The sequence below is a fragment of the Microcystis sp. M53603_WE2 genome (assembly GCF_030065435.1).
Map to the genome: position 1 here is coordinate 1 of NZ_JASJFF010000582.1, position 12,851 is coordinate 12,851.

Genomic DNA, 12,851 nt, shown 5'->3' on the forward strand with positions numbered 1-12,851 from the left:
AGAATCCTCGACTGACGGGTAGAATGATAGATAGCAATCATTAATAGAGCTTATGAACGACAATGCTACACCGACTCAGCGCACGGCGGAGAAAGTTGAAATCGCTATTCACCTTGACTCGGAAGTTTTAGAACAGATTAAACACCTGACTAACGATCCTAGTCGCATTATCGAAACAGCGATTAAACAGTGGCTAAGAGGAGAGAAACAACCGGATGAGGACTTAACCCGCCATCTTCGACGCAATCCTCCCGTACCACCCAAAGGGGAATGGAATGACTAAGATTTTTCAGTCTCTAATAGGTTATTTCCCGACGGAGAGACTGAAATATTTTCTTAGGTCAACCATTGATAGTAATTGAGATTTTTTCCCCAACTAAGCTGGTTAATAGTAGTATTGCCTGTAACAGCAACGCAACGGTTTAAGCTATTTACCTACTGCTCTGGTTTGCAGTAGGCTTAGTTGTCGTGTAACCCATAGGTGTATAGATTATTATGCCGTTGAATAAACAGGCTATCTTAGATGACATTTTTCGCAAAGCACCACCGTTGAACTCTGAGGACGACTGTGCTGAGAATGTTGTTATTCCTTTCATAATGAGGCTTGGTTACGACAGGAACCAGATACGTCGAAAAGTCTCAATCACTGGAACTTCAGGACATAGATTTAGAAAGCAAGCTGATATCGTTGTTTATATTGGGGAACGTCCGGCTCTTGTGGTTGAAACCAAGCGTATTCAGCATCGATTGAGCGAGGAGGATGTTAACCAAGCGCTTTCCTATGCTCAACTTCTTGAACCATCTACACCAATTGCAGTTCTGACTAATGGACGTGATTGGGAGATTTATTATTTGGATAGAGACGATATTGGCGGATTAGAATCCGTTCCTGAACCGCAAGAGCTTGAAAGCACAATACTTACTGTCTCTAGCAATGTAGTTCAATTGGAAAAGCGACAAGCTGCTGAGCGACTTTTAGTAACTATTGAAAATAAAGGTGACTTAGAAATAGCATTTAGGGAATGTCGAAAAGAGTTAGCTAAAGAAGGACTCATTGCCGAGTCTGCATTTGATGAGCTAACTAAAATTCTCACTTGTAAGTTTAACGAAGAGAAAAGAGATGCTGAAGGCCTTGCACCCAATCGCTTTACATCTTCCTGGCTTCTTGGCAGTGGACCTCTAGCTGCTTTACAGCAAATGTTTACTGACGCAAAACAGACTTTTAATGTATTCCCTACGGGAACTCAAATTCAAATTAGAAGCAACGAAACTGTTGAAAAAATTGTTCGTGAATTAGAGCCTTTTGGTCTTTATGGTTTTAAGACACCACTTGGCTTGGCTGGAGCAGGAGGAGATGTAGTTGGTTCTGTTTATGAAGCCTTTCTTACTGGAACACTCCGAGGGGACTTAGGACAGTATTTAACCCCAAGACAATTAGTTGAGTTCATGGTTGAGATAGCTGATATAAAAATTGGAGAAAAAGTCCTTGATTTATCATGCGGAAGTGGTGGCTTTCTTATTAGAGCGTTTATTAATGTCCGCAAAAAAATTCGATTTCTTGATTCTAGCCAAGATGAAAAAGATCATTTAGTTAGTAATCTTGTCACGAATAATCTATGGGGAATTGAGATAAATCCTCGGTTAGCCACTTTATGTCGAATAAATATGATTTTACATGGTGATGGCTATGAACATATTTATACAGGAGATTCAATTAGAGAAGATGTTTTTGGGAATACAGATGGACGCAGAACTGATTTTTTAAATATTGAGCAAAATAACGCAGCAATGTTTGATGTAATTCTCATTAATCCCCCGTTCAATATACCCTATGAAGATTCTGCTACTTTAAACCGGTATTATCTAGGACGAGGTAAAGCTGCTCAAGGTTCAGACTATTTGGTTCTTGAGAGAGCAATTCGACTATTAAAGCCTGAAACTGGACGTTTGCTAGTTATTTTGCCCCATGGTGTTGCCAGCGGAGTTTCCGAGACTGAAGTTCGCAACTTTGTGAAATCTCGTACACATATTCATGGTTGTATAAGCTTACCTGTCGGATCATTTAAGCCGTTTGGGGGGTCTAATGCTAGAACCTGTGTTTTGTATCTCAAGAAGACTACTGGAGACAATAAAAAGCGTTTTTTAGCACAAGCAGAACACGTTGGCTATGACATTACCTCAAAATATTATAGAGAAACTGATCTCAATGATTTACCTGTTATCGCGGAAGCCTATCATAGAGTAAAACTAGAATTGCAATGACTATCGAGTTAATTAAACCAGACCCTTTAATATTAACAATCACTGAAGAATCAGCCCGTAGTATCGATACAGTTGATGCTGGTGCAGCTTATACACAATATTTGCATGAGCAAATAGGTGAGTTTGAACAGCAGCCTTTAGGAAACTTTGTAGATGTTGTATCAAGAAGCGTTAATCCACGCTCTAGTAGATATGCTGGTCAAATATTTGAATATATAGATTTACGAGAAGTAGATGATATTTATGGCTATATATTAACTCTTAAACTTAATCAAGGAAATGAGATTGGAAGTACAAAACATCGCTTTCAAAAGAATGACATTCTCTTCGCCAAGATCATGCCCAGCTTGGCCAACAAAAAGATTGCGCTAGTAACTCAAGATGTAACTAACGCAGTAGCTTCAACTGAATTTATTGTTTTGCGAAAAAAATCACAAGCCGAGATTAATCTTTATTACCTTTTTCGGGCTTTACGTTCTGATCATTTTACCCGACAAGCGACAGCAAACGTTACTGGTGCAACGGGGCGACAGAGAATTAGCCCGTCTAGATTACTAGAATTACAAATAATTGTTCCCCCAGAAGAGATTCAAACACAAATTGGAGATGCTGTCGAACAAGAGTTTACGCTAAGGACATTGGCGGCAGAACAATCAAAGAAAGCTGATGACTTAGCTCAGCTTGTACTTGGTAATCTAACTCTTAGAACCGACAGCTAGAAAGCGCGGAAGGTAGGTTGGGTTGACGACTGTTACCCAACACCCCATCCAATAACCAGGCAAAATCATTTATAATTTTTGATAATAGGACATTGGTTGGGTTTCGTGCTAAATTCGTTGAGTATAGGCTACATATCAGGACAAGCAAAAGGGGGAATAGATAATCAGTTTTTAATAAACGGATTTAGGATCATTTTGCTTGGGTACTGACAGGAGGAACAAAACTGATGCAGATAGAAATTGAAGGAGCCGATGCTATCAAAGTTGCTCAGGATATCGTCGAGATGGAAGGGGTGCAAGGCAGCTACGAAGTTATCTCCGAAGTGGAGAGAGAGGGAACCCTTGCTACCATCGCCACCATCATCGGCATTATTAGCGGAACAATCGCCATCGCTGAGAAATTGTACCAATTAAAGCGAAAAATTGACTCTCCTGAAACCCCGAAAATCGAACGAGTGTTAATTGTCAGCAAAAACGGCGATCGCCTGATGCTCAAAGATGCTACCCTAGAGCAACTACAAAAACTCTTGGAACAAGAAAAATCACAGCAATTCTAAATTTGCCCTGTAGCAAGGCTTTTGGGAGTTAGTTCGCATAATACGGGGTAAAATTCAATGGGATGGCGAATTTCATTTCACGAGTCTTCGGGCTTTTGACGTGATAGTACACCCAAAGTTGCCCCAAAAATCCCCCTTTAAAATGTTCTTTAAATCCCTAAAAGGCTTGCTGTGTCTAAAACTGAGAATTGCTGGAAAAATCATGAATATACTGCATATTGATCTTCACATGAAGATACTGCATATTGATCTTCAGGAGAGGGGTAGCAATAGCGTTGAGTTCCGATTTTTCTGGGATAACCCCAACCAGACTCGTACCTACACAAGATCGTTGAGTGAAATCAATAACCTGAGTGATAGGGCCGACACCGATTACTATACCCGTTTACCGGAAGATCACGCCACAACAGGACAACGTTTGTACCAATGGTTAGATGGTACGGAGCGCATCCTCCAGAGCGAATTAGATAGCCACCGGGGAGAGGAAATAATAGTTCTGGCTATCAGCACCAGCAAAGGATTAGTCCATCTACCCTGGGAATTATTACACGATGATCAGGGTTTTCTGGTGGGGAAAAGACCCGCAATCATTCCGGTGCGGTGGTTGTCCAATAATAGACCGATTCAGATTGTCAATCCCAATCCTGCGCCAAACCGTCCCCTCAACTTGCTCTTTATGGCTACCTCTCCGCTAGGCGTTGAACCCGTCTTAGATTACGAAGCAGAAGAGGGGCAAATTTTAGCAGCCACCCAGCGCAATCCGGTGAACTTGAGAGTAGAAGAAAGTGGTTGTTTAAATGAGTTAGGCTATGTAGTTCGGGAATATGACCAAGGCTACTTTGATGTCTTTCACTTAACAGGTCATGCAACTCATCAGGACGGAAAACCCTGCTTTCTCACCGAGGATGAGTATGGCAACCGGGTTGATAGCGACACCAATGCCATTTATGATGCGATCGCTCATTCTTCTTTACCGCCTTTAATTTTCCTCTCTGGTTGCCGTACAGGTTATGCTCCTGACAGCGCAGTTCCCTCCATGGCGGAAGAATTTTTGAACTTGGGGGCAAAAGCTGTTTTGGGTTGGGGAGAAAGGGTTCTAGATACGGATGCAGCAGTGGCAGCGAAGGAATTGTACGGACATTTATCCCAAGGGGAAACGGTAATTGAGGCCCTATCTGCTACCTATAGAGCCTTAATTGACCAGCAAGCAAGGGATTGGCATAAACTGCGCTTATATGTAGGAAACACTCTACCTCAAGCCCTAGTAACTCCCTTAAGGACACCGAAACGCACACAACTGCCAAAACCGACAATTACCAGAGAATTTAGAGATGATGAAAATCGGCTTAGGGTGGTCAAAAGGGAAGAGTTTGTCGGTCGTCGTCGCCAGTTACAGAATTGTTTGCGAACGCTGAAAACGGATTGGGAAAAGGTTGGGGTACTAATTCATGGTATGGGAGGATGGGGAAAAAGTAGTATCGCCTCTCGACTGTGGGAGAGATTGCCTGAATCGGAAAAGCTTCTCTGGTGGCGACAAATTGATGAAGTTTATTTGATAAGAAAGTTAAAAGATAAACTCATCAATCCTAAAACTAGAGAACTTATTGCTGATTTAGAAAACAATCAAATTGAACTTAAATCTCGATTATCTTACCTATTCATTCGGTTAGCTGAATTGGGAGAAAAACCGTTTCTTCTGATTCTTGATGACTTTGAATGGAATCTCGAACCTCGTGAAGGTCGCTATATTCTTAAGGCTCCAGTCGCCCCGATTTTAGCAGCATTAGTCACGGCAATCCAAGAAACGGGAACTGACCATCGGATTCTGATTACTTGTCGCTACGAGTTCGATTCTGATTTATTAGAGGCTTTTTTCTTGCAGGGATTAGAACCATTTAGAAAAGCCGAACTGACTAAAAAACTCGCTCGTCTAGCCAATTTTACCCCGGATCAACTTCCTGAACCTCTCAGGGAAAGGGCGTTGAATTTAGCCGATGGAAATCCTCGATTACTAGAATTTCTCAATAATGATATTTTAGGTAGAGAAGACGCAGAAGCTAAATTAGCTGAACTAGAAAATAGTCCCGATTTGTGGAAAGATAAAATTATTTGGCAGGAACTGTACCAGCTTATCGATCAGCCATTACAGCAGGTTCTTAGTCATTGTTTAATCTATGAGATACCCGTCCCGATGGTAGCTTTAGAAGCCGTCTGTAGCTCCATTTCTAATTACCAAGGACAATTAAAACGGGCAAGAGAACTGGGACTACTGGAAATTAGTCCTGAAGTTGAACAAAAAAATCAACTTTATCGTGTCTCTCGAATTTTACCTAATATTATTTTCTCTGTCCAACATCCGGTCGCAACAGAGGTTTATTCATTATCTAGGAAAGCTCATGATAAATTATATGAATTATGGGGGAATAAAGAGAACGAAAACGAGGAAAGATGGCGCGAGATTTTCCGTCTAGCTTTTGCAGAGACAGAAAACCCAGATCGTTTCCGAGAACAATTCGATAAGATGATCTCGGTACAATATCACAAAGAGGCTGATCGCGCCTACGAAAAAGAACTGAGAAAACAAAGGGAATATCTCATAGAAAACCAAGGGCAAATCTATCAAAAACTAGAGAAGTACCTAGAGCAACAGGATTGGAAAAAATCCGACTACGAAACCGCTTTTATCATGTACCAATGGATGGTCATAGAAAATTATAATGACTTCTACGACCTTTTTAGTCAGGTATCCCTAGAGGTAATCGATGAGATTGATCGACTTTGGATGAAACACAGCGAAGGGAAATTTGGCATTAAAGGACAGGCCAAAATTTACCGTGGCCTTGGGGGGAAAGAAGAATATAATCGGGAAGTATGGGGTAGTTTTGGCGATTGCATAGGTTGGCGAAAAGGAGGTATATGGTTGGAGCTTGAAAATATAGAATATCCTGCCACAGCAGACTTGAGCGACTTTACATTTCCAATTCTTATATACCATCACTTTTACCAAGGTGGGGGTGGGGGAATTGTTTATGGAGCGAGGAGAATTTCTACGTTAGCTTCAAGACTTGAATGAATCCCAAAATATTTAACTTAGGTGCTAACAATCGGGTAAAATTCTATTTAGAGGCTATAATCAGTGCATCCATATATTGGCGTAAGTATAAGGTAACTTCTTGAAATCCAATTTCTGAAAGTTCAGAGATTGTTTCATCTTCATAGCGTATTCTATTAGGTTGTTCATCCGTAGTATAGTGCAACATAACCTCTTTCAGGAGATCGAACCTTTCAGCAGATACAAGGACTTCAAAGAATTTATCATATTGCCACTTTATATCACGGTTATGCTGTTCACCTCTTTGCGCGATTTTATCAGCGTCTAATAACTTACCTCCAATGAGAAGCCGACTATATAATAGTTGAAATACTTGAAAACGATAGAGTGCCAACATATTGTGAAAAGTGAATCCAGAAACAATAAAATTAAAGTTATTCAAAGGATAACTTTGCAAAAAGTTTAAAACATCATCCTGAATAACAACAAGAGTATCTTGAGATAGGTAATGTGAAAGCCTTGAGCGGATTTTTTGAATCATCGAAGGTTCGTTATCGATAGCGATTATCTTAATATTTTTTGCTTCAGATAGGATCATCTCAGTTAATTCTCCATCGCCACACCCAATTTCTAGGATCAGCGATTCCTTTGGGCAAGAGTTTTGATAGTTAATTAGTAGTTTGACTAACTCTTGTCTTAACTTTTTAAGATGAGGACGAGCAGATTGCCAGAGACTATAATCATCACCTATCTTGCCGTCAAACCTTCTTTCTATAAGTTGATTATTTTCCATAAATTATAACTTAGCTATTTTGGTGTACATAGTCAGAGACTTAATTTTGCTGAAAGACTTGCCGAACATAATATTTAGCTTTTGATGGCAATTCGCTACTTCCTCTAAACGCTTAACTTTGGTACTTTGACTCACTCCAATTATAGCATATCTTTACAATTGCAGAACTTCCACGAGCAAACTTAAGATAAATATCTTATCTGAAAGCAGAGCTAGACTCTAGCCTACTATTAATGATGTATTCTCCTCATAATAATGCTGCGGTTTCCAAGATTAAGAATATCAGGTATCCCTTCAATTTCTACAATAAAATGTTCCACAAATTCATGTCGTACATCTTCACGAACTCCTATTTTACTCGTCCATCTTCCAGTGTTTAATTGCCGACAGGCGTGAGAGGGACTACCATTAATAGTATAAATAGCGATTTTTTCAACAAAAAAACCGTTAGGACTAAACTCTAAATTAGGATCACCAATTGGGCAAACTTCAAAAAGCTCGGTCATATAGGCATCTATGAAGGCACTTAGAGTGTTCTCCCTTGCTACTCCAGCTGGCCAATATTCAGTCTCAAATCCATCGGGAAACCACCAACGCTCTTGATCATTTACTGCCCAAGCAAAGGAATTGTAATAAGGAGTTCTCGGACTGGTTATATGACTATCACCGTTAATGATTACAATACACATACTTTTTAAATAGATGATTTAGTGTTCATTAATATATCCCCTTTAATATATCCCTTTTGGATACCCCAGTGCAACCAAGCATCGATCATCTCCTTAGACTTACCCCGGCTGTCTTTAGGAACCGGATCTTCACCAGAAATAGCTTTTAATGCCCAAAACCAACGGCTAGGAAGGCTTTTTGGCTCTTTAAGATTTTTGAGCAAAAATGGTATAACATCTTGCCCCATTCCAATAATTCTCTGATAGTTAGGATGTATAATCGCCTCATGGGTTGAGGATAAATGACTTGTTTCATTAATCCAATCTTCAGCAAGACTTTCAAACTCCCTTAGTCTCTCTGCCCGAGTTTGTTTGTTAACTAATATGGCAAGTAAAGAAGAAAAACTTTGTAAAAAGCTAAGATTATTATCGAATAGCTTGAACTTATATCCAAAAAATAGAGCAATAGCTCCGATGAATTTTCCCTCAAAGAAAAGTGGGAAAACGCCAAAGGCTTCAAGTTTTGAATCTTCAAAATGTTTTAAATCAGTTTGAATAAACCGATTATTGTTTTTCTCCTCATGTACTCCTTCAATAAATTGACAAGTATTTGAAGAGATTTTTTCTGCAAACTCCTTTCCAACCTCTTCAAGATAAACTCGACATGAATTACTTACTCCAGATACTTCAGAAAATCGTAAAACTTCCATTACTTCAGAAGACAAGTTTTTTCTGTAAAGAATGGCAACTTTATATGGAGTCTCGTTGCCGACTAAGTATTTGAAAATTTCGTCATACATCCTTTCTTGATACTTGTCAAAGGAATCAACTGGGATAATATCTGCAAGGTATGTCAAGTAATTGAGTATATTAATCTCAGAATCCCTGTGAATATTAGATAGTTTAGCAGAGGCGACTCCTGCTAAGAAAGCTACTGTACAGGGATCAAAGCTTGCCAGATCGTCAATATTGCCCTGATCATCAACTTTGTTTATAATTCTCAATACTCCATAGGTTTTGTTTCGTCCATTCAAAGGTAAGGCAATGGCAGAGATTAATTTGCCTAGCTTATCAGAATATTCCTGCCTATACTTCAAATTTTCATACTGGAAAAGCTCTCCAGTAACCTTCCCATATGATCCATCAGATGGATTAGCAGCGCTGCCAGTGAAACTCTCCCCTTTCGCATACCTCTCTTCTTGTAGCCATGTATCATCTATTGGCTCACCATTAACGTCTTTGCCTTGAATGGCAAAACGCTCTAGTACATCATCCTTAGAGATTAAAAAAATCGCTGCAACTTGACACTTAGCTTCTTCACAAACTTTTTTTAGAATATATTTTACCGTATCTTTCTTATTGCTTGTAAAATTCATTAAGGCTTGCTCAAGTTGTTCAAAATCAGAAAGATTGTCTAATCTTTTTGTTTGATAACTTATAAGGTCGTTTCTAGTATTTAAAAATTGATTAGCCTTAGTTGCAGTATCGTCACATTTCTCACCTTGTAAACTCTCAGGCATTTAGTTGCTCCTTGAAATTTAGTCAGTTTACTCAAGATTCCCATCACACTCAAACTGAAATGTCGAGGCTGATGATAATAAAAGTATTATGGTTAATTAAGAACAATCATGCTAATGATAGTTTTATCTATCAATCATCGAGTGTAACATGGATTTACAGGTTTGTCAATTGTAGTGTCTTCGAGCTGCCATCTTTGTGCCGATCACTCATCACCGTTAGATGCCCTTGGTATAGTTAAGCCGATCAATGCCCTGGAACTCAATACTTCTCGGATAATAATACGAGGCCAGGGGAGATGGGTTTTCAACTTTCTCCCCTGCACCGTGCTTTCTTGCAGTCTCAACCAAAGATTTAAGATCAATCGAGAAATATCGCCCGCTGCGGGTTGTGACAATTAGTCAAGATGAACTGATGAGCCACCTCAATAATTTCTGGACTATTGGCCTCCCACTCCTCCCAGAGGGATAGCTAACCCGTTGGAGCTTTCTTCCCTTTTTTGGTAATCTTCACTGCTGCCATTAATTTACTCCCCCAATGGTCTTGGATTATCGTTAATCTTGTGGATTTTCAATGTTTCGGGCAGCATGAAGTACCGCAATAACATCGATTTGCTCAGGCTTGATATAATAAATTATGCGATAAGAACCCTCGATAACTTCTCGGATCTGCTCAGTTTCAAACTCCGGAACAAGACGACCCGAAAAGGGAAAATTAGCAATCTGTTCTGAGCGTCTGGTCAATCTTTCCACCAGTCTTTGAGCATATTGAGGGGAGTTTTGTGATATGTAGTTGTAGATGGATGATAAATGATTAACGGCGGTTTCTGTCCAGAAAACTTTCATGGCTCTAGCTTGAACTTAGTGCGTACTTCTGCCACAGAAATAACCTTTTCCGCCTCACTATCGGCTAATCCTGCTTCAATTGCCTGTCTCACATAAATCTCATACATCAAATCATCCCATGTAGAATTATCCGGCAATTTATCGATTAAATTTCTGGCTTTTTGTTTAATGTTTTTTATTTCCATGATGGTTTCCAAAATGACTCCTGACAGTTTACATTATAGCAAGATAGGCTCCTAGAGATGGTGTATTCTAAAACCACCGCTAACGCTCAGAATATCCAAAAAGGCTTTTCCCTCTCGATGTCCTCAACGAAACCTCAACCCGTGATTGGTGTTAGTTGGTGGATAAATGCTGTATATTTACTCTCGTCGCCGCTTAATTCACACGCAGCAGCGCAGAAACTTGCTCAACATTCATTGCTGTATGTAACAATACAGGAGGAGTTTATCTCAGGAGTTCCACGGTGATTAGAGAGCTAGACCGTATTACTGTTAATCCACAAATATGTCTTGGACAGCCAACGATTCGAGGAATGCGTATCACTGTAGGATTTGTTTTGAAACTGTTGGCTAGTCAGTTATCTATTCAGGAAATCTTAGAGGCTTATCCAGAGTTGGAGGAGGAAGATATTCGTCAGGCTCTTAATTATGCAGCTTGGGCTGTATCCGATTATATCGTTAGCTTCACTTCAGCAGCCGTAACGCACCGCTAACTTTAATGATGGTGGGTGATATAATTTAAAATTCTGAGGTAAATCATGCAACTAAAACTAACAAAAATATTCCAGAAAGTTCCCGAAGGCTATATTGGTTTTGTCGAAGAATTGCCAGGAGCTAATACTCAAGGAGAGACTCTAGAAGAAACTAGAAGCAATTTAGAAGAAGCAATTGAGCTAGTTTTAGAAGCTAATCGTATATTAGCTGAAGAGCAACTGCAAGGACAAGAAGTGATTCGAGAGTCTGTTACTTTCTGGGCTGCATGAAACGCATAAACTTAATTCGTCATTTAGAAAATTATGGCTGTGAATTCTTAAGAGAAGGCGGCAATCATACGATTTATGTAAATCGTGTCCATCAGAAATCTTCAGCTATTCCGCGCCATCGTGAAATCAATGAATTCTTGACGCGGAAAATTTGTCGAGATTTACAAATACCAGAACCATGAGTGCGACTCCTGTTAAGCTGCTGTAGAGTGTAGGGTGCGTGTTTGCGGCTACTAATTTGGATAATAAAATAAAACTAACAATCCGCCGTAACGCACCAATTCTATTACTATTAATTAAACATAATCAATTACATTTAATTTACCTGTGTATCATCCCCTGTAAAATTTCTGGCAATTTATCGATTAAATTTCTGGCTTTTTGTTTAATGTTTTTTATTTCCATGATGGTTTCCAAAATGACTCCTGACAGTTTACATTATCAACTATTCATTATTAATTAAAAAGGTGATCGCAAAATTACGCCTTCTTAAAAAAGAGATTAAACACCTTCAGCAAAACCCAAAGGTTGAAACTGAACATCATTAATAATTTTAACCGTTTCCCCCGACTGCTTAATCACAAACAAACCGCGCCGATAGGCATAGACATCTATCCCCTGATCAATTTCAATGCCTGCCACTGCCCCATAAACCCGAAACTCTCGAAATTGGGGGAAAGCAACCTTAAATCGCTGTAATCGGCTGACAAAATCATCTACATCATCCCTCGACAGTCGAGATTTACATTCCACAGCCACCAACTCGCTCCCATTCACCGCCACAATATCAATCTCCATTGCCGCCCCAGGACGCTTACTTTTCAAGCGACTCATCGTTTGGGTGACATCAATGCCCCATTTCTGAAATAAACCCACGACCGCAGGCTCTACCATTTCTTCTATAAAAAGACACAAAGGAGTTGTTAAGCTATTGACCGCTTTGGTCGTTTCTTGTACCTGTTTTTTTAATTCTTCCATCGTGCGATCAGCTTCAGCACTGCGGCGATCGGCTTCGGCACTGCGGCGATCAGCTTCGGCACTGCGGCGATCAGCTTCCTTTTGAAACTCGGCAAATTGGGCCTCAGTTCTTTCAAATAACTTGTAAATATCGGCGATCGTTACAGCGTCTGACATAGGAAGATTCTTCAAGCTTGAGGAGTCTAGTCCCATTCTAGCGACTTGGCCCAGAAAAAATGTCCCTAGCTTCTCATCCGTGTTTTTTCAATCAATTATTGACTATCAACAAATCAGCGATCGCAGTTCAAGGGGAAGGGGTCAAAGGTCAAAAGGCGATCGCGTTTTTAATGGATAATATAGCGGTATGCACTTGCATGAGGTACAATAGAAGAGGACAATAAATTATAGACCTAGGCAGGAGCCACGACCCGATGAAGCCCTATTCTTTAGACTTGCGACAAAAGATCATCGAGACCTACGAGGAGAATAACCTCT

14 protein-coding genes are annotated in these 12,851 nt (G+C 39.9%); 8 read left to right on the plus strand and 6 right to left on the minus strand.

What is annotated here, in order from left to right:
• The first annotated feature begins 52 nt into the window (after positions 1-52).
• From PX481_RS12215 to PX481_RS12235, 5 genes are all read left to right on the plus strand, one after another.
• Positions 53-283, plus strand: a complete 231-nt coding sequence (locus PX481_RS12215; RefSeq protein ID WP_002762207.1) for a type II toxin-antitoxin system CcdA family antitoxin — start codon at positions 53-55, stop codon at positions 281-283.
• Positions 284-495: 212 nt separating this feature from the next.
• A complete protein-coding gene (locus PX481_RS12220) occupies positions 496-2,262 on the plus strand; it encodes an N-6 DNA methylase (RefSeq protein WP_002762205.1) in 1,767 nt (588 codons plus the stop codon).
• Positions 2,259-2,981, plus strand: coding sequence for a restriction endonuclease subunit S (locus PX481_RS12225; protein WP_002762203.1), 723 nt, complete (start codon positions 2,259-2,261; stop codon positions 2,979-2,981). The genes PX481_RS12220 and PX481_RS12225 overlap by 4 nt, the downstream gene beginning before the upstream one ends.
• A 227-nt stretch (positions 2,982-3,208) precedes the next feature.
• Positions 3,209-3,538 carry a hypothetical protein gene (locus PX481_RS12230; protein ID WP_288094653.1) on the plus strand — a complete coding sequence of 110 codons (330 nt, stop codon included), beginning with the start codon at positions 3,209-3,211 and terminating at the stop codon, positions 3,536-3,538.
• 202 nt (positions 3,539-3,740) lie between these two features.
• Complete coding sequence (locus PX481_RS12235) at positions 3,741-6,611, plus strand: CHAT domain-containing protein (RefSeq protein ID WP_288094654.1); 2,871 nt, start codon at positions 3,741-3,743, stop codon at positions 6,609-6,611.
• Positions 6,612-6,654: 43 nt separating this feature from the next.
• Here the strand turns inward: PX481_RS12235 and PX481_RS12240 are convergent, their stop codons facing one another.
• The 5 genes from PX481_RS12240 to PX481_RS12260 form a co-directional block, all read right to left on the minus strand.
• The gene (locus PX481_RS12240) at positions 6,655-7,383 is read right to left on the minus strand and encodes a class I SAM-dependent methyltransferase (protein ID WP_052276598.1); all 729 of its coding nucleotides are present in this window, start codon (positions 7,381-7,383) and stop codon (positions 6,655-6,657) included.
• Positions 7,384-7,613: 230 nt separating this feature from the next.
• A complete protein-coding gene (locus tag PX481_RS12245) occupies positions 7,614-8,072 on the minus strand; it encodes a DUF7689 domain-containing protein (RefSeq protein WP_288023832.1) in 459 nt (152 codons plus the stop codon).
• A 5-nt stretch (positions 8,073-8,077) separates the two neighbouring features.
• Positions 8,078-9,571, minus strand: coding sequence for a hypothetical protein (locus PX481_RS12250; protein WP_288023834.1), 1,494 nt, complete (start codon positions 9,569-9,571; stop codon positions 8,078-8,080).
• A gap of 552 nt (positions 9,572-10,123) precedes the next feature.
• On the minus strand, positions 10,124-10,414 hold the full coding sequence (locus tag PX481_RS12255) for a type II toxin-antitoxin system RelE/ParE family toxin (protein WP_002744303.1): 291 nt from the start codon (positions 10,412-10,414) through the stop codon (positions 10,124-10,126).
• Positions 10,411-10,599 (minus strand): hypothetical protein, encoded by a 189-nt coding sequence (locus PX481_RS12260; RefSeq protein ID WP_002762197.1) that lies wholly within the window; start codon positions 10,597-10,599, stop codon positions 10,411-10,413. The genes PX481_RS12255 and PX481_RS12260 overlap by 4 nt, the downstream gene beginning before the upstream one ends.
• 281 nt (positions 10,600-10,880) lie before the next feature.
• On the opposite strand from PX481_RS12260, the gene PX481_RS12265 reads away from it, so the two are divergent.
• The 3 genes from PX481_RS12265 to PX481_RS12275 are packed head-to-tail and all read left to right on the plus strand — an operon-like array spanning position 10,881 to position 11,581.
• Positions 10,881-11,129, plus strand: coding sequence for a DUF433 domain-containing protein (locus PX481_RS12265; RefSeq protein ID WP_002762195.1), 249 nt, complete (start codon positions 10,881-10,883; stop codon positions 11,127-11,129).
• A gap of 45 nt (positions 11,130-11,174) precedes the next feature.
• A complete protein-coding gene (locus PX481_RS12270) occupies positions 11,175-11,399 on the plus strand; it encodes a type II toxin-antitoxin system HicB family antitoxin (RefSeq protein ID WP_002734968.1) in 225 nt (74 codons plus the stop codon).
• Positions 11,396-11,581, plus strand: coding sequence for a type II toxin-antitoxin system HicA family toxin (locus PX481_RS12275; protein WP_149107617.1), 186 nt, complete (start codon positions 11,396-11,398; stop codon positions 11,579-11,581). Before PX481_RS12270 ends, PX481_RS12275 begins: the two co-directional genes overlap by 4 nt.
• A 319-nt stretch (positions 11,582-11,900) precedes the next feature.
• On the opposite strand, the gene PX481_RS12280 is transcribed toward PX481_RS12275, so the two are convergent.
• Entirely contained in the window at positions 11,901-12,533 is a 633-nt protein-coding gene (locus tag PX481_RS12280) for a DUF3782 domain-containing protein (RefSeq protein WP_288023838.1), read from the minus strand.
• Positions 12,534-12,851 lie beyond the last annotated feature (318 nt).